Genomic DNA, 17,931 nt, shown 5'->3' on the forward strand with positions numbered 1-17,931 from the left:
AGTGAGGCTTGTGAAAATAAATTTACGCGGAAAGAATATTGAAGTCACTGACGCTTTAGGACAATATGTGGAGAAACGAATCGGTAAACTAGATAAGTTTTTTGATACCGAAACCGAAGCGCAGGTGTGCCTCAGCGTAACCAGGGAAAATAATATTATTGAAGTGACCATTATGCTAAATGGTATGATTTTAAGGGGGGAAGAATCTACCCCGGACATGTATGCTTCTATTGATCAGGTAGTGGAAAAATTAGAAAAACAAGTGGAAAAGTACAAAACCAAGATGAACCGTAATTTACGACAGAAATCCGTAAAGAGAATGATTAAAGCTGATCCTGAAGAAAGTGTATTATTGGAAGATGAGCCTAAGGTGGTAAGGGTGAAGCGTTTTGCCATGAAGCCTATGACAGTGGAAGAGGCCATCCTGCAGATGAATTTATTGGATCATGATTTCTTTTTATTTTTTGATGCGGACGTGGAGGCGGTAAGCGTGATTTATCGCCGCAAAGATGGTGATTATGGATTAATTGAACCGGAAATATCTTGAGGTTTCTGCCGCAGGTAGGCCCGGCTCTAAGGAAGGAATATTATTTTCCAGTGTTTTAGTAGTAAAAAAGGGATATTAAATTAAACAGTAAAGTTTTTGCTGTTTTTTAAAAATTAAATATAAAATTAGGAAGGGTTGTTCCAGAGTTATTCTCGGGGCAGCCCTTTTTTTCTTGGGCTGTGCTGCTGATAAATACCTCTTTTATCAATAGATGTAAAAGCTATAATAATGACTATTTATCTATTTTATTTTTTAAATTGTTTTGATGTATTATGATAAATGGAAGGGTTTTTTTTGGTTTTGTGGAATTTAGAGAAGTGAACTTTTTTGATAACCTTAGGGGAACCTGGGGTGATGATTTTGGAGTATTTTTAGTTAGAAAGGGATGTGAACCCATGGGCGAAAAAGTTAAGGCCGTTATTTTTGAAGGAGGGAACCCCCAGAGTGTTCCGGAAAAGCTGATGTTTGAGGTTCGAAATGCTATTCTTTTGGACAACCTTGAGAAAATGAAAAAGGTAAGGGAAATTGATAAAATATTTCTTTCTACCAATTATAGTGATTTGGCCAGGGATGCTGCATCCCTGGGGGTTGAGGTCATAGAAAATAATGAAGATAATTTTCATTTTGGTACAATGCTTCAGAAATTCATCAATGAATATTCCATGGAAAATGTTTTCTATTTTGGCGGTGCCAGCATTCCACTGATTCAACCGGAGGAACTGAGGGAAATCTGCAAAATTCTACTGTCTCGTCCAAAAGTACTCCTGTCTAACAATTCTCAGTCTGCGGACCTGGTGGCTTTTAGGCCTGCTTCTATGATAAACCATATAAATCTGCCTCCCATGGATAATATGCTGGCTAATGTATTACGGGATGAAGCAGATTTTGATTTGGAGTTAATGCCTCTTTCCCTGGGAATCGTATTTGACCTGGATACACCTATGGATATACTGCTTTTGGCGGCAAGCTCTTATACCGGGGAGAGAACCAGGGAGGTAATTGGGAACCTGGATTTAGATTTGGACCGAATTTTTAAGGCAAAAAAAATATTGGCGGGTTATTATGAAGATATTGTGCTGATGGGCAGAGTAGGGGCTCACATCATAGCTCATATAAATACTAATTTAAAATGCCGGCTGCGGATTTTTTCTGAAGAGAGGGGAATGAAAGCTCTAGGCCGCATGGACCAGGGGGAAGTTGTAGCTCTGATGGGGTTTTTTGTAGAAGAGGTGGGCATAGATAAATTTTTTGAATATATAGAACGAACTGCCGCCTGTGCTTTGATTGACAGCCGGGTTCTTTTCGCTCATTTTAAGCTGGACCTGACAGAGACGGATCGTTTTTACTCCGACCTGGGAATGTATGAAAAGCTTCAGGATCCCTTTGCCCGGGAGTTTACCCGGCGGGCTGTAGAATCAACGGTGCCGGTGCTGCTGGGGGGGCATTCCTTGATATCCGGAGGCCTCTGGGCTCTAGCTAATGAAATTATAAAAGAACTAAAAAATTAGAGATATTTTCATGTATAGGCAGGAATTTACTCTTATTTAATAGAATATTAGCCATAGAAAAAATTGTCTTTATATAGGAGACCTTAGCTTATGGAAGGAAAAAAGGAATGGAAACCGGAGGAATGTCGAAAGCTGATAGAACAGATTGACGATGTTATCTCCTCAAATATTGTTACTAGTGAAGATGGCTTAATTGAGCAGGTCCATGTACTGGCCCGGGACAGACGATCTCCCAAACAAATTGTTCGGGATATAGAATCTTTGGTTCATGCGGAATACAACCTGAAGCTGGATTATAAGAAGGTCAGTGTGGTTCGTGTGGATAACGGGTTTAACAGTATTGTGCCGAAGCGGCTGAAATTTTGTGGAATTTCTTTCAATCAGAATGGGCAAAAAGCCAAAGTCAAGGTATGTTTATCCCACAATTCTGAGATTTTTGAGGGTTATACTGAAGGCCCTTACACCAAGTCCAACTACATCCGTCTGGTAGCTGAAGCTACTCTGAAGGCCGTGCAGCTGCTGCTGAAAGATAAAGTAATTTTTACGCCGGAAGAAGTTATGTCTTTTAATATTAACCAGCATAAGATAATGATGGTTTCCCTGAGCATGATTAACCAGAACTTCGATGAAGAAAGCTTGGTGGGATGTGCATTTATAAAGGGTGATGATAAAGATGCCGTGGTGAGGGCTACTTTAAACGCTCTCAACCGAAAGGTTTAGGTTTTAAGACAAATTAATAGAAAAAATGGGCCGACCATACCATAACGAAGAAATAATGAAGTGTTCTTTCCGAGCGGAGCGGTTTTCCTGCCCAACAATTAGCGGAGTGGGTAGAGTAACCGTGAGGGAGGAATTATTAAAATGGCAAGAGTGATTCGTGTACTTTTGGCGGTGTCAGGTTTGTTACTGGCTGGCGGTGCTAACTTTAAGTGGGGTTGGTAATATAAGCATAACTGGTCGGCCTTTTTTTTATACGAGGAGAACTCTTCATGTCATTTCGGGAGCAACCTTTTATTCTTAAAATTTATATAATTGCTGTAATAGTTTCTGGAGTTGCTTTTTTATATTTTTTTCAGCCGGAATGGAGCCCGTCGATTGTTGTAGGTTTTCTTTTTTTTGCTGCTCTAAATATTGCCTCTGAACATTTGGCAGTGCAATTACCTAAAGGAGAGAGTTTTGTATCTGTAAGTTTGGCATTTACCTTAGCAGCTATTTTAATATTTGGCCTAGAAGTCGCTGCCTGGGTTGCCTTTTTTGGGATTTGCACCTATAAAGATATTATATCTTTTAAAAATTATTATTATCGTACGTTGTTTAATGGTTCACAGGTAGCTCTGGCTGCTGGGGTGGCTGGAATTGCCTATGGTTATTTAGGAGGAGTGCCCGGGGTGTTAAATTTTCCTGGGGATATTTTACCTGTAATAGTTGCTTGTATTGTTTATTTTCTCATAAATGCTGGAGCTATTATTGTGGTTATGTCCATTTCTCAAGGAGTTTCCATGTGGGGTATGTGGTTAGTGAACTTCCGATGGGCGATTCCAAATTACGTTGCCTTGGCGCCTTTAGGCATAGTTATTTCCGTAGTATATTTACAAATTGGCATCGCTGGTGTGCTTCTTTTATTAATCCCCCTGCTTTTGGCCCGCTACACCTTTCTGCAGTATATGGATATGAGGCTGACCTACCTGAGCACCATAAAGGCTCTTACCAAGGCCATAGATGCCAAGGATCATTACACCCACGGACACTCGGAAAGGGTGGCAAAATATTCAGTGGCTATCGGCAGGGCTATGAAGCTTCCGGATGATTATCTGGAAAAGCTGGAGTATGTGGCTTTGCTTCATGATGTGGGAAAGGTGGGAGTCAGTGAATCTATTTTGAACAAACCGGACCGTCTGCTGGCGGAGGAACTGGTGGCCATTCAAGAACACCCTGCTATCGGGGCCGAAATTATTAAAGAGGTGCGATTAATTTCAGATTTGGTGGATGTGATCCATTTTCATCATGAACGGATTGATGGAGGTGGATACCCTCTAGGTAAGAAGGGGGATGAAATTCCAATGGGGGCAAGGATTGTAGGGGTAGCTGATTCCTTCGATGCTATGACCACGGAAAGAGTATACCGGAAGGCTTTAACTAAAGAAGAGGCCCTGAAGGAACTGCAGCGCTGTGCCGGAGCCCAGTTTGACTCCCAGGTGGTAGAAGTTTTCGTGGGGCTTATGGAAAGGGGAGGGCTGGAATAATGATTCTGGAAGGGGTTATCCTGGCACTAGTAATGGGCTGGCTCAGGGGCGGCAGACTTAAGAATCTTTTGAATCTGAATCTAAAGGGGTTGAACCTGGTAATATTGGCCATGGCCATGCGTTATGCAACCATTTTTTTGTCTAGAAGCATAGACTTTTTTTTCATAAATGGCGGGATTATTCAGATAGCAGCCTATGGAGTGCTTTTTTTAGGTATATGGCAGAGCTGGCAGTATATTGAATTTAAAGCTATAGGTGTGGGTTCTTTTGCCAACTTTTTGGCTATCGCTGCCAACGGGGGGAAAATGCCGGTTTCTTCTTCGGCGCTGAACTCTGCAGGATTGACACTGACCGAAACCGGGACTCACATATTGATGAATGAAGGCACAAAGTTTGCCTGGCTCTCGGATGTAATACCTCTGCCGCCTCCTTATCCTTTAACCATGGTGATAAGCCTTGGGGATATCGTGATTTTGCTGGGGGTAATGCTCTTGGTTCAAAATGCTATGCAGGAGGACAGCGGTCTTGTTTTTAAAAACAATTAATGGTAAAATAATTTAGGGGACTTTCATAAAAGTCAAATCAAAGGGAACCCAAAGAGGTTCCTTTTAACTATATAAGCATTAATTATTATCCCAATCAGGGAGGGGTCTGTATTGCTAAATTTTATTAGTAAGCTTTTGGGAAACAGTAACGAGGGACAGATAAAGAAATTAAGGAAAACAGTGGATCAAGTGAATTCTTTTGAACCGGAGATTTCTCTGCTTTCTGATTCACAGCTCAAAGATAAGACCAAGATATTCAAGGAGCGGCTGCAGGGGGGAGCAACCCTGGAGGACCTGCTTCCAGAGGCTTTTGCTGTGGCCAGGGAGGCCGCCAAAAGAACCTTGGGAATGAGGCCTTTTGATGTTCAGGTCCTGGGGGGCATTGTGCTGCACCAGGGCAGGATTGCAGAAATGAAAACCGGGGAAGGAAAGACACTGGTTGCAACTCTACCCGCTTATTTAAACGCCTTAACGGGTAAGGGAGTGCACATCGTTACAGTAAATGATTACCTGGCTCAAAGGGATAGTGAATGGATGGGCAGGATTTATGATTTTTTGGGACTTAAGGTGGGACTGATCGTCCATGGGCTTACCCCTGCTCAACGCAGGGAATCTTACGCTGCAGATATTATCTACGGCACCAACAATGAGTTCGGTTTTGACTTTCTGCGGGACAATATGGCTGTTACCTACGAGAATCTGGTTCAGCGGGAACTGAACTATGCCATTGTGGATGAGGTGGACAGTATCTTAGTGGACGAGGCCAGAACGCCCCTGATTATCTCCGGGCCATCTCAACAGTCTACGGACATGTATCAAAAGTTTTCAAAATTTGTTCCCCGGCTAAAAAAGGATGAAGATTACACGGTGGATGAAAAGGCCCATACAGTTATCCTCACTGAGGAGGGGGTTGCCCATGCGGAACAAATTTTAGGAGTGGAGAACTTATATGATGATGTTCATATGGAGCTTTCCCATTATTTGAACCAGGCATTGAAAGCCCATGCCTTGATGAAGAGGGACAGGGATTATATTGTAAAAGATGGGGAAGTTATTATCATAGATGAGTTTCGTGGGCGGCCCATGTATGGGCGGCGCTACAGCAACGGGCTTCATCAGGCTATTGAAGCTAAAGAGCGGGTTAAGGTGGCTAAGGAAAGTCAGACCCTGGCTACCATTACGTTTCAGAACTATTTTCGAATGTATGATAAGCTGGCGGGGATGACCGGGACAGCGGCTACAGAGGAGGAGGAATTCACTAAGATTTATGGTTTGGATGTGGTGATTATCCCCACCAATATGCCCATGATCAGAGAAGATCTTCCAGACGTTATATACAAGACACAAGAATACAAATACAAGGCGGTGGTGGAGGAGATACAGCGCCGTCATAATTTAGGCCAACCTTGTTTGGTGGGAACCATTCATATTGAGAAATCGGAAAAACTCAGTGATATGCTGAAAAAAAAGGGGGTTCCCCACAAGGTCCTCAACGCCAAGCATCATGAACAGGAGGCAGAAATTATCACACGGGCAGGAGAGAAAGGGGCAGTTACTATCTCTACCAATATGGCCGGAAGGGGAACGGACATTGTTTTGGAGGAAGGAGTTACTGCCCTGGGGGGCCTCCATGTATTGGGTACGGAAAGGCACGAGAGCCGGCGAATTGACAACCAGCTTCGAGGCCGTTCCGGGCGCCAGGGGGATCCGGGATCCTCACAGTTTTTCATTTCCCTGGAGGATGACCTGATGAGGATTTTTGGGTCGGATAATGTTAAGGGCATTATGGATAAGCTGGGGATGGAAGAGGATATGCCCATTGAACACTCCATGATTAGCAAAGCCATTGAATCAGCCCAAAAAAGGGTAGAGGGTAGAAACTTCGATATTCGGCGCCATGTTCTAGAATATGATGAAGTTATGAACCAGCAGCGGGAATTAATTTATTCGCAACGGCGCAAAATACTGGAAGGGAAAAATCTCCAGGACAGCATCTTGGAAATGGTGGAATCCATTATAGAGGCTTGCTTGGATCTGTATACCAATGAAAAGGTTTATCCGGAGGAGTGGGATATGAAAGGGTTGTTAGACTATGCCAACAACATTTTTGATCCCTTAACTCCCCTGACAGAAGAAGACCTGGCAGACCTTGACCGGGAGGAAATCCGTGAACTGCTGCAGCAGAGAACATATAAGGCTTATCAGAAGAGAGAAGAAGAACTGGGTTCGGAAATGATGAGAGACCTGGAGAGGGTTATTCTCCTGCGCATGGTGGACAGCAAGTGGATGCAGCATATTGATGCCATGGATGATTTAAAGCAGGGAATCGGCCTTAGGGCTTATGGACAGAGAAACCCTTTAATTGAATATAAATTTGAAAGTTATGAGATGTTTGATAACATGATTAAAAGTCTGCAGGAGGATGTGGTCCGACTGCTGTTCCGGGTTCAGGTAGTTTCCAACATGGAGAATAAACCGCCAGAGATAACCCAGGAGATTTCCTCTGGAAATGCTTCTGGTTCGGAACGTAAAAAGAAAGAGCCGGTCAAGGCAGAAAAAATCGGAAGGAATCAGCCCTGTCCCTGCGGTAGCGGGAAAAAATATAAAAAGTGCTGCGGCAGCTAATAACTTAAGGGGTTTAGATGATAAGTAGAGGAGGGATTTAGCTGGTGGATTATGGAGAAATTAAGGCAAAGTCAGTCTTATTGAAGGAAAAGCTTGAAGAAATGAGGGCTTCTCTTTGACCTGATCAATAAAGAGCAAAAAATAAGTAAGATAGAAGACAAAATGTCTTTACCGGGATTCTGGGACAACAATGAAAAGGCTCAGCAGGTTATAGATGAATTAAACACTTTAAAATTTTCTGTGGACCGGGTAAAAACTCTGGAGAATATTTTGGAAGAGGTAGAGGTAATGATGATTCTCCGGGAAGAGGAAGATGACCAATCTTTGGAGGAGGATATTACAAAGATTTTGCTCCAGGCTGAGGAGAAGTTGGATTCCTTATTTCTTTCCATGCTGTTAAATCAGAAATATGATGACCATAATGCCATCTTAGCCCTTCATCCTGGGGCTGGAGGTACTGAATCCCAGGATTGGGTGGAAATGCTTTTTCGTATGTATACCCGCTGGTCTGAAAAAAAAGGTTATCGGGTAGAGATTTTAGATATGCTTATGGGAGATGAAGCAGGGCTAAAAAGCGTTACTTTTTCTGTGACCGGCAAAGATGTATACGGTTATTTAAAGTCAGAAAAGGGAGTGCACCGCCTGGTGCGGATATCTCCTTTTGACAGCTCCGGCCGCAGACATACATCTTTTGCATCGGTAGATGTTATGCCGGAGGTAAAAGAAGAAAGCGGCGAGGTTGAGATTAATCAGGAGGATTTACGGATAGAAACCTTTCGGGCCAAAGGTGCCGGTGGTCAGCATGTTAATAAAACTGATTCGGCGGTGCGCATTACTCATATTCCAACAGGTATTGTGGCCCAGTGCCAGAACGAACGTTCACAGCATTTTAACAGAGAACAGGCCATGAAAATCCTGAGAGCTAAGCTGGCTTCCCTCTATCAAAATGAACGGGAGCAGCAGCTGGAGGAAATTCGAGGAGAGCAGAAGGAGATTTCCTGGGGCAGCCAAATCCGTTCCTATACATTTAACCCCTATTGTCTAGTAAAAGATCATAGAACCAACGCTGAACTAGGGAATGTGCAGGCGGTAATGGACGGGGAAATTGATTTTTTTATCGACCATTATTTAAGACAGAAGGCATCGGACAGAGAATCCGTAAAATAGTAAGCCGTTACCTTAGACGGCAGATGCCCCTTACAAATAATCAATTAGGGGAAGTATTTAGTGGAAAAAGCAAAAAAAATTCTTCAGGTGATTTTAAAAGCGTTATGGCCGATAATGGGAGCCCTGATTGGGTCTCTTATTATGACCCTTGGGTTGAACATGTTCTTGATTCCTAACATAATTGCTTCCGGGGGGGTCAGCGGATTAGGTATTATTATTTTTCATGCCTTTAATATCCCTGTAGGCTTGACTATACTTTTTTCCAATGTACCGCTTTTTATTGCTGCCTGGAAGTACTTAGGCATGAAGTTTGTAATCAGAAGCCTTGCGGGTTCCTTGTTTTTACCTGTTTTGGTGGAGGCTTTAAGTTTTCTCCCGGTTTTAACGACAGATCTTCTGTTGGCCTCTATTTATGGTGGAATCCTTTTGGGTATAGGCTTAGGGATTGTTTTCAGAGTTGGGGGTTCTACAGGAGGGACAGCTCTGGCTGCACAGCTTTTAAATTATTCAATTGGTTTATCAACTGGTCAAAGCCTTTTGGGTATCGACTTTGTTATTATTGCTCTGGCCGGGCTGGTATTTAGTGCAGAGTTGGCAATGTACGCTCTTATTTCCCTGTTTGTGACCAGCAAAGTAATCGACCTGGTTCAGGAGGGCCTGGGTTTTGCCAAGGCCTGCTATATTATTTCTGAAAGTGGTCCGGAGATTGGCCAGGCTATTCAAACAGAATTGGACCGGGGATATACAATTTTAAAAGGGCAGGGGGGCTTTACTGGCCAGGAAAAGGAGATCCTGCTCTGTGTGGTTTCCCAGGCGGAGGTTACCAGTTTAAAAAAGATTGTTTGGCATATAGATCCCGGTTCCTTTGTCATTGTTAGTAATGTTCACGAAGTGCTGGGGGAGGGTTTTCAGCGGTATTGATGCCTACCGTAATTGAGATAGTATAATTATTTTTGCTCTCTAATAATGAAGGTTTTTCAATATCATGATAATTGTCCAATAAATTTATAAAAAATGCATCATACATAATCAGTAGGAGGTGTAAAATGGCTAATACAAATCAGGTAGATTTTAATTATTTAGCAAAGAAAGCCGTTATTTTAAGAAAAAACATCCTTCGCATGATTGGTGAAGCCGGCTCAGGCCATCCTGGAGGCTCTCTTTCTGCGGCGGACATTTTAACAGTTCTGTATTTCAAGGTTTTGAAGGTTGATCCGGATAATCCTCGGGATCCCGACCGGGATCGTTTTGTATTGAGCAAAGGCCATGGTGCTCCAGCCCTGTACGCAGCTCTGGCGGAAAAAGGATTTTTTCCCCAGGAGGAGCTTTGGAAGTTAAGGAAAATTAACTCTTTCCTTCAGGGACATCCGGACATGAAAAGGGTGCCGGGGGTAGAGATGTCTACCGGTTCTTTAGGACAGGGCCTTTCTGCCGCCAATGGCATGGCCCTGGCAGCCCGGGTGATGGGAAAGGACTACCGGGTGTTTGTGCTGCTGGGGGATGGAGAATGCCAGGAGGGACAGGTTTGGGAAGCAGCTATGACTGCAGCTCATTATAAATTGGATAATTTAACTGCTTTTCTGGACTATAACGGGCTTCAGATTGACGGCCCTTGTGCGGAGATAAAGTCCCCCCTATCTTTTAAGGAAAAATGGGAAGCTTTTGGGTGGGAGGTAATTGAAATAGACGGACATGATTTAAAGCAAATATGGGAGGCCTGTCAGGAAGCATTGACTGTAAAAGAAAAGCCCACTATGGTGGTTTGCCGTACGATTAAAGGCAGGGGGGTATCTTTTATGGAAAATATGGTGGACTGGCATGGGAAAGCTCCTGATAAGGAACAGTTGGAGAAAGCTCTCAGTGAATTAGAAGGAGGGTCAGGCGGATATGAAGCAAAAAATTGCCACCCGTGATGCTTATGGAGAAGTATTAGTAGAATTGGGAAAAAAGAACTCATCTATTGTGGTCCTGGATGCCGATTTATCCAAGTCAACTAAAACTGCTGATTTTAAAGAAGTTTTCCCCCAGAGATTTTTCAACATGGGAGTGGCGGAGGCAGATATGATGGGGACAGCAGCAGGTTTTGCCGCCGCGGGGTTGCTCCCCTTTGCCAGTACTTTTGCTGTTTTTGCTGCAGGTAGAGCATACGATCAAGTAAGGAATTCCATTGCTTACACTGGCCTAAATGTAAAAATTGTAGCAACTCATGCCGGGATTACTGTGGGCGAAGACGGGAGTTCGCATCAGTCTGTTGAAGATATTGCCATTATGAGGGTTATGCCCAACATGACTGTAATAGTGCCGGCAGATGGTCCGGAAACTAAAAAGGCAGTAGAGGCGGCGGTGGAGTTGAATGGGCCGGTTTATGTAAGATTAGGCCGTATGGGGGTTCCGGTATTGTTTTCTGAGGAGGAACCTTTTGTAATAGGAAAAGGAAAAATTATTAAAGATGGTTCAGACATTACGATTATTGCCATAGGAATTATGGTAAGCATCGCCCTGGAAGCTGCTGAAACCCTGCTGCAGCAGGGGGTAAAAGCCAGGGTAATCAATCTTCCCACTTTGAAACCCTTAGACGAGGAAATTATTATCAGGGCAGCTCAGGAAACCGGCGGCATTATAACGGCAGAGGAGCACAGCATTATTGGCGGCCTGGGTGGAGCCGTTTCGGAGGTTACTGCGGAAAACTGTCCGGTTCCCGTAAAAAGAGTGGGGGTTAGGGATACCTTTGGAGAATCCGGCTCCCCGGAATTACTGCTGGAGAAGTATGGATTGACTTCTAAAAACATTGTAAAGGCAGCGCAGGAACTTCTTAACAAAAGATAACAAAAACATACTACAGAATACATAATGCAAGGAATAAAATAGTTATAAGTTATTAATCCCAATCTCTTTTGGCGAGATTGGTTTTTTTTATACAAAAACAATAACTTTTTTGTTAAAAATAGTAATTTATAAAGGAATTATAAATAATTTGTCGAATAGGTAAGTCGAAGTATCTTAGCATTCTAGGAGTGTATAACATAAATGATCCAATTGAATAATGTGACAAAAAGATATCCCAATGGACTGGAAGCTCTTAAAAACATTAGTTTAACTATTGAAAAAGGAGAGTTTGTTTTTTTGGTAGGGCCAAGTGGAGCCGGCAAGACGACAATTTTAAAATTATTGTATAGGGAGCTTTTACCTACCAACGGCAGCATCAGAGTTCTGGGAAGAGACGTAGTTAAATTAAAAAAAAGTAGAGTTCCTTATTTCCGAAGGAATATAGGTTTAGTATTTCAAGATTACAGGCTTTTAACCGATAGAACTGTTTATGAAAATGTGGCCTTTGCCCTCAGAGTAATAGAAACACCAGGTAGGGAAATAAAAAAAAGAGTTCTGGAGTCTCTGGCATTGGTGGGCTTAGGGGAAAAATTTAAAGTTAAACCTACGGAGCTTTCTGGTGGGGAACAGCAGCGGGTGTCCTTGGCCAGGGCTATTGTTAATCAGCCGGCTATAATTTTAGCAGATGAACCTACGGGAAATTTAGATCCCGAAACCTCTAAAGATATTGTTAACCTGCTCAGGGTAATTAACTTGAGGGGTTCTACAATTGTTATGGGTACCCATGACCAGGAAATTGTAGACCGCCTGCGTAAGAGAGTGGTGGAAGTTGAGGGAGGCATGATTGTCAGGGATCAGCTGAAGGGGGCTTATCGAAATGAAGCCTAGAACATGGGGTTATTTTATTTTAGAAGCGTTACGAAGTATTTTTCGAAACACTTGGATGAGTCTGGCCTCGGTGGGAGTCGTAATTATTACCCTTTTCTTATTAGGGAGTTTTATGCTGTTGAACTACAATATCGATTTCTTGTCCTCAGATATTAAATCGCAAATTGAAGTGGTGGTGGTTTTAGATGAAGACTTACCCAGGACACAAGTTGATCAGCTGCATACAAAAATTAAGGGTTTTGAAGGAATCCAGGAGGTGACCTTTGTTTCCAGAGAGGAAGCACTGGAAAGGCTCAGAATTCAGATGGGGGAACAGAGCCATCTGTTGGAGGGTTATGAAAATCAAGGCAATAACCCCTTATGGGATTCTTTTGAAGTTAAAACTGTTGTTCCTGAAGATGTGCCGAAATTGGCCGGAGAAATAGAAGGGCTTTCGGGAGTAGTCAGGGTGGATTACGGCAGTGAAGTTTTAGAGAAGCTGTTTTCCATTACCCGTATACTAAACTGGGTTGGAGTTGCCTTCATGATTGGGCTGGCTGTCTCTGCCACGTTTTTAATTGCCAATACTATTAAGCTGACGGTGTTTACACGAAAACAGGAAATTACAATTATGAAAACTGTGGGTGCCACAGACTGGTTTATTCGCTGGCCCTTTGTGATTGAAGGGCTGGTGTTGGGGGTTATAGGGTCCCTGGTGCCGGTAGTGGGATTGTTTTACGGTTATCGGTATATAGTGGAATGGGTGGCCATAAATATACCTTTTTTAAGTCTAATGCCGGTGATGGATGTATTTAATTTTTTGCTTCAGACTCTTTTTATACTGGGGATTGGATTGGGAGTGCTGGGAAGCAGTTTTTCCCTTAGGAAATTTTTAAAAGTATAGCGACGGGGGGATGATCTTGCAAGGAAAAAAGGAAAAAAAAGCAATTCATATTTTACTGGTATTACTTTTTTGTTTTTCCCTTACAGCAACAGCCTTTGCGGGTACCATAGGTGAAAAACAGGATGAATTGAAGGATGTGCGGGGTGAAATAAGCAATAAACAGGGTGAACTGAAAGAGTATAAGTCCCAGGAAGATAGACTGCTGTCAGAAATTAATGAAATTGACTATCAGCTTAAGCAGGCGAAAGAAGAATTAGCAAAGATAAATAATGACATCAATAATATCGAAGAGCAGATTTTAGTAAAAGAAATGGAAATAGAGGAAAAAGAAAAAGAGATTGCAGAGGTGTTGGCCTGGCTGGAGGAACAGGATGAGCTGGTAAAAACAAGAATCAGGGCAATCTATGAAAACGGTTCCCTAAGCTATCTGGAGGTACTCTTTACATCATCAGGATTTAATGATTTTCTAACCCGCTTTAATTATATGAAGAGTATCTTAGACAGTGATGTAAGTCTGTTTAACCAGATTAATCAGGAGAGGGAAAAACTTGAAATCCAGAGGGCGGAACTAAAGTTTCAGAAGGATGAACTGGAAGGTTTCAGACAGACACTGCTTGGGTTAAAAAGATCTCAGTTGGACAAGCAGGAACAAATTGACCGGCAGTCCAGGGAAAGGAATGCCCTGCTTTCCCAGGTGAGGCAGGCTATTGACGCTCAGGAAAAAGCGATTAGGGATCTGGAGGCCGAATCAAAGCAGATTGAACAATTAATCAGGCAGATGCAGGATGAGGCAAGAAGGCAGCAGGCAGCTCCCACTGGTCAGCTATCCTGGCCGGTTCCTGAGTACGGAAGAGGTTGGATTACCTCCCCATTTGGATATCGGGTTGATCCTATTACCAGGCAGGCGGGTTCTTTCCACGGTGGAATTGATATAGGTATTCCCCACAGCCGCTGGCCGGGAAGTTCCCACTATAATGGGAGTCCCGTTAACATTGTGGCAGCGGAAAGCGGTACTGTTATTTTAGCAAGGTATTACGGCGGCTATGGAAATTGTGTAATCATTGATCATGGAGGAGGGTTAACTACTGTTTACGCTCACGCTCACGCCCTTCATGTTTCCAACGGCCAGCAGGTTAGCCGGGGACAGTCACTGGCCATTGTGGGTTCCACCGGTTCCAGTACCGGGCCTCATCTTCATTTTGAGGTGTGGGTAAACGGGACAAGGGTAAATCCTCTTAATTATTATTAATCAACGGTTCTAGCTTCAAGGGTTTAAGCCAATGGCAAGTAACTAATAACAGTCATGATTAATGCAAAAAAAATTAGAAAGAATACATATGACAGCCCCTTTCGAATATAGAAAGGGGCTAATGTTATGGCGGATTAATCTTTACAAATTATTGTTCAGATAATACATGAAAGTAATTCACAAATTATTCATTATAGCTACAGTAGCAGAAAAATTCTGCAGGATTTAAGAGGAGTAGATATTAAAAAAAGTGTTTATTAAAATTATTATTTAATATTTATTTAATATGTTATAATTTTTAATAGAGATAAGCTGGTTTTAAAGCATTCATATTCTGGAAAGTTGGTGTTATTTTAAGAAATGAGAGATAAAAAAATTATGATTGCGTTGCTATGTATGCTGGTTTTTGTCAGTAACATAGCAACGTATCATTTTACCAGTAAACATTTTTCTGGCCAAGATTCTGCTCTACTGGAAGAGCTCTTGCCTGGAGAAGAGGAAGTTCAAGCTGAAAGGGATAATTCTTATCCGGAGGAATTGGAATTATTTTTAAAAGTATACCAATCCCTGATCAGCCGGTATATTGAAAAGGTTCCACCTGAGCAGCTGCTTAAAGGAGCCATCCAAGGAATGGTTGGGTCCTTGGGGGACCCGCAGACTTATTTTTTAGATGAGGAAGAGCTGGAAAACATTCATATTAAAATATCAGGTTCTTTCAGCGGGATTGGCATAGAGGTTTCGGTAGTAAATGACCGAATAACGGTAATTGCTCCCATAAAGGGAAGCCCGGGGGAAAAGGTGGGGCTGGTCTCCGGGGATCAAATATTGGCGGTGGACGGGGAAAGCCTGGAGGGGGTTTCTCTGGTGGAGGCTATAAGTAGAATTAGAGGGCCGGAAAATACCCAGGTTAATCTCACCATAAAAAGAGAGGGATTCAGTGAATTCTTTGAATTTGAAGTTAAAAGAGAAAATATAGTATTGGATACGGTGAGTTCTAAAATCCTGGAAGGTGATATAGGTTATATACAGGTTACCAATTTTGATGAACATACCGGTTACAATTTCAAGTATGAACTGGAAAAGCTGGAGGATGAAGATATTCAGGGGTTGATCCTGGACTTAAGGAATAATCCTGGTGGAGTACTGCAGGGGGCGGTTGAACTGGGAGAACTATTAGTCCCACAGGGACCCATAACCTTTATGGTGAATTCCGAGGGAGAAGTGATCAGGTCTTACTATTCTTCAGCCCGGGCCAAAGAATACGAAATAGTGGTGCTGGTTAATGCGTATTCAGCCAGTGCATCTGAGATTATTGCTGGAGCGCTTCAGGATACTGATGCTGCTGTGCTGGTTGGAGTTAATACCTACGGTAAATCAACGGTGCAGACTATTGAAAACTTTTATGGCGAAGATGTGGGTTTGCGGTTAACCGTAGCTAAATATCTCACTCCTGAGCACAGGGATATTCACAGCGTTGGACTGGAGCCGGATATTTATGTTGAGCTCCCCGAGATATTTAACTATTATCGTTTTCCTTTTACCAGGGAGCTCTCTTTTGGAAACTATGGAGATGATGTTAAAATTTTTCAAAAAATGCTGGAAGGCTTAGGCTATAATTTTGAGATGGAAGGGTATTTTGATGAAAAAACTGTTGAGAATTTAAAAGTTTTTCAAAAAGCTAATAATTTAGGCCCCAGTGGAATACTGGAAAGCACCACCTTAAGAGTACTCTATGAAAAAGTGGAAAAAGAGCTGGCAGGTTTGGATACACAGTTGAACACCGCTATAGAGTATATTCAAGGTTTGGCGGAAACTGTTCCGGAGCCATAAGGCTGTATTTTTCAGGTATATACATTTACAAGAGTTATTAAATTCAAGTGGAGAGGTCGTGGCCTTTGGATGAATACTGTAATAGAGATGCTTGGCATGCTTTCTAATAGTTTTTTGTACACATTTGGGAATTTTATATTCTGGTTGGTGGTTTTACTGGTAGTTTTTCAATATAAGAAAACTGTTGGCATGGAGGTTAAAATGTTCGGGGTGCCTAAAAACAGTATACTGCGCCAAACATTAGTTTCGGCAGGCTTTGGTATTTTAGGAGGGATATTGGCCAGTGTCATGCTGATTATTGTGGGCATTTCGTTGGATCAGGTAGGAATTATATATCTGTGGCCATTGGCTATTTTATTTATGTTTATAAATCCTCGCTATATCTGTTTTGCTTATGCCGGGGGGATTATTGGACTTTTGAGTATGGTATCTAAAGGCCTTTCCCCGATTCTTCCCAATAATATTTTTTTAGAGGGGTTAATAAACATAAACGTTCCCGGCTTGATGGCCTTGATTGGCATCCTGCATCTGACGGAAAGCCTGCTCATTGCCTTAAGCGGACATATAGGAGTGAGCCCTCTCTTTATTAAAAATAATTCCGGCCAGGTGGTAGGGGGGTTCAGCCTGCAAAAATTCTGGCCTCTGCCTATTGTAGGTTTAATTACTATATTGGTGCCTGAGGCGGTGCAGCAGCTTCCGCAGGGCCTTGAAATGCCAACATGGTGGCCCTTATTAGGTTCTTCTCAAATTTTAGAAGAAGGGGTCAAGGCTGCTTTTATGATGCTTCCCATCGCTGCCGGATTGGGTTACGGCGATATTTCTATATCCTCCTTTCCCCGGGAAAAGACTCTACGCTCGGCCAAAAATTTAAGCGGTTACAGCCTCCTTCTGTTGGGACTGGCTATTTTGGCATACTACCGGGTAGAATTAATGTTTTTAGCAGTTATTTTTGCCCCCCTGGGCCATGAGTATTTAATTATCAAAGGAAACAGGGAAGAATTCTCCAAGGAACCAATATTTGTTCCACCGGAAAAAGGCATTAAAATTTTAGACACACTGCCTGGTTATCCTGGCCATAAGGCCGGTTTAAGCAGCGGGGATGTTATTATGAGGATAAATGATTGTATTATGGAAGACCGCAGCGATTTGAACCGCTGCATACAGTCTGAAGAGAAGCATTTTACCCTGTGGGTAGAAAAGGTCAATGGGAAAAAAGTAAAGTATCGCATTAACCTGGAATCCTCTCCGAAAAAACTGGGGATTATTTTAGTTCCCGATTCTCAGACTTCCACATATGTGGAATTAAAGCAGCGAAGCCTTTTGGATTCCCTTAAGGAAAGGCTGCCCAGAAAGAAATAGGTTTATTAACAGATGGATAATAACTGCTAATGGGTATATTTTTTAAAAAATTGCAAAACTATACTTGCATATTTATTAAATTCAGAATATAATGATAAGAGGAATATTCAGAAAATTTAGAACTTAGAGACAATTTTTTAAATATTGTCAAAACTAAAGCTTTATCAGGGAATAAATCTTTCTTTTGGAAAATAGGAATAGAATTATACATAAATTATAATATTTTAACTTTAAATGATTTTGTTTATGCAAAAATTTAAA

General features: G+C 42.2%; 15 protein-coding genes. All 15 read left to right on the forward strand.

Annotated features, from left to right (window positions below):
* Positions 1-10 precede the first annotated feature (10 nt).
* The 15 genes from hpf to HUE98_RS00960 all read left to right on the forward strand — a co-directional run bounded on the left by hpf (position 11) and on the right by HUE98_RS00960 (position 17,670).
* Positions 11-547 carry a ribosome hibernation-promoting factor, HPF/YfiA family gene (gene hpf, locus HUE98_RS00890; protein ID WP_241422025.1) on the forward strand — a complete coding sequence of 179 codons (537 nt, stop codon included), beginning with the start codon at positions 11-13 and terminating at the stop codon, positions 545-547.
* 302 nt (positions 548-849) lie between these two features.
* A complete protein-coding gene (locus tag HUE98_RS00895; RefSeq protein ID WP_241422026.1) occupies positions 850-2,055 on the forward strand; it encodes a hypothetical protein in 1,206 nt (401 codons plus the stop codon).
* 90 nt (positions 2,056-2,145) lie between these two features.
* Complete coding sequence (locus HUE98_RS00900; RefSeq protein WP_241422027.1) at positions 2,146-2,775, forward strand: hypothetical protein; 630 nt, start codon at positions 2,146-2,148, stop codon at positions 2,773-2,775.
* Between the two features lie 269 nt (positions 2,776-3,044).
* Positions 3,045-4,298 (forward strand): HD-GYP domain-containing protein, encoded by a 1,254-nt coding sequence (locus tag HUE98_RS00905; RefSeq protein WP_241422028.1) that lies wholly within the window; start codon positions 3,045-3,047, stop codon positions 4,296-4,298.
* On the forward strand, positions 4,298-4,843 hold the full coding sequence (locus tag HUE98_RS00910; protein ID WP_241422029.1) for a DUF5317 domain-containing protein: 546 nt from the start codon (positions 4,298-4,300) through the stop codon (positions 4,841-4,843). Before HUE98_RS00905 ends, HUE98_RS00910 begins: the two co-directional genes overlap by 1 nt.
* A gap of 111 nt (positions 4,844-4,954) precedes the next feature.
* Positions 4,955-7,468 carry a preprotein translocase subunit SecA gene (gene secA / locus HUE98_RS00915; protein WP_241422030.1) on the forward strand — a complete coding sequence of 838 codons (2,514 nt, stop codon included), beginning with the start codon at positions 4,955-4,957 and terminating at the stop codon, positions 7,466-7,468.
* 101 nt (positions 7,469-7,569) lie between these two features.
* A protein-coding gene (gene prfB / locus HUE98_RS00920; protein ID WP_241423473.1) for a peptide chain release factor 2 occupies positions 7,570-8,635 on the forward strand; the annotation gives its coding sequence in 2 pieces (ribosomal slippage) (positions 7,570-7,584 and positions 7,586-8,635; 1,065 coding nt in all).
* Between the two features lie 60 nt (positions 8,636-8,695).
* Positions 8,696-9,556 (forward strand): YitT family protein, encoded by an 861-nt coding sequence (locus tag HUE98_RS00925; RefSeq protein WP_241422031.1) that lies wholly within the window; start codon positions 8,696-8,698, stop codon positions 9,554-9,556.
* 125 nt (positions 9,557-9,681) lie between these two features.
* Positions 9,682-10,548, forward strand: coding sequence for a transketolase (locus HUE98_RS00930; protein WP_241422032.1), 867 nt, complete (start codon positions 9,682-9,684; stop codon positions 10,546-10,548).
* Positions 10,523-11,461 carry a transketolase family protein gene (locus HUE98_RS00935; RefSeq protein ID WP_241422033.1) on the forward strand — a complete coding sequence of 313 codons (939 nt, stop codon included), beginning with the start codon at positions 10,523-10,525 and terminating at the stop codon, positions 11,459-11,461. The genes HUE98_RS00930 and HUE98_RS00935 overlap by 26 nt, the downstream gene beginning before the upstream one ends.
* A 201-nt stretch (positions 11,462-11,662) precedes the next feature.
* On the forward strand, positions 11,663-12,349 hold the full coding sequence (ftsE, locus tag HUE98_RS00940) for a cell division ATP-binding protein FtsE (RefSeq protein ID WP_241422034.1): 687 nt from the start codon (positions 11,663-11,665) through the stop codon (positions 12,347-12,349).
* Positions 12,339-13,232 (forward strand): permease-like cell division protein FtsX, encoded by an 894-nt coding sequence (ftsX, locus tag HUE98_RS00945; RefSeq protein ID WP_241422035.1) that lies wholly within the window; start codon positions 12,339-12,341, stop codon positions 13,230-13,232. The genes ftsE and ftsX overlap by 11 nt, the downstream gene beginning before the upstream one ends.
* Before the next feature lie 16 nt (positions 13,233-13,248).
* Complete coding sequence (locus tag HUE98_RS00950; protein WP_241422036.1) at positions 13,249-14,481, forward strand: murein hydrolase activator EnvC family protein; 1,233 nt, start codon at positions 13,249-13,251, stop codon at positions 14,479-14,481.
* A gap of 360 nt (positions 14,482-14,841) precedes the next feature.
* Positions 14,842-16,311: a S41 family peptidase gene (locus tag HUE98_RS00955; RefSeq protein ID WP_241422037.1), complete on the forward strand. Its 1,470-nt coding sequence runs from the start codon at positions 14,842-14,844 to the stop codon at positions 16,309-16,311.
* Positions 16,312-16,380: 69 nt separating this feature from the next.
* A complete protein-coding gene (locus HUE98_RS00960) occupies positions 16,381-17,670 on the forward strand; it encodes a site-2 protease family protein (protein ID WP_241422038.1) in 1,290 nt (429 codons plus the stop codon).
* Positions 17,671-17,931 lie beyond the last annotated feature (261 nt).

It is taken from the genome of Candidatus Contubernalis alkalaceticus (genome assembly GCF_022558445.1).
In the GTDB taxonomy this organism is placed as follows: Bacteria; Bacillota; Dethiobacteria; order SKNC01; family SKNC01; genus Contubernalis; species Contubernalis alkaliaceticus.

Bases quoted from the DNA above. Each gene is read 5' to 3' on its own strand.
- HUE98_RS00900 (WP_241422027.1), top strand. From the start codon at position 2,146: ATGGAAGGAAAAAAGGAATGGAAACCGGAGGAATGTCGAAAGCTGATA.
- HUE98_RS00905 (WP_241422028.1), top strand. From the start codon at position 3,045: ATGTCATTTCGGGAGCAACCTTTTATTCTTAAAATTTATATAATTGCT.
- HUE98_RS00910 (WP_241422029.1), top strand. From the start codon at position 4,298: ATGATTCTGGAAGGGGTTATCCTGGCACTAGTAATGGGCTGGCTCAGG.
- HUE98_RS00930 (WP_241422032.1), top strand. From the start codon at position 9,682: ATGGCTAATACAAATCAGGTAGATTTTAATTATTTAGCAAAGAAAGCC.
- HUE98_RS00935 (WP_241422033.1), top strand. From the start codon at position 10,523: ATGAAGCAAAAAATTGCCACCCGTGATGCTTATGGAGAAGTATTAGTA.
- ftsE (WP_241422034.1), top strand. From the start codon at position 11,663: ATGATCCAATTGAATAATGTGACAAAAAGATATCCCAATGGACTGGAA.
- ftsX (WP_241422035.1), top strand. From the start codon at position 12,339: ATGAAGCCTAGAACATGGGGTTATTTTATTTTAGAAGCGTTACGAAGT.
- HUE98_RS00955 (WP_241422037.1), top strand. From the start codon at position 14,842: ATGAGAGATAAAAAAATTATGATTGCGTTGCTATGTATGCTGGTTTTT.
- HUE98_RS00960 (WP_241422038.1), top strand. From the start codon at position 16,381: ATGAATACTGTAATAGAGATGCTTGGCATGCTTTCTAATAGTTTTTTG.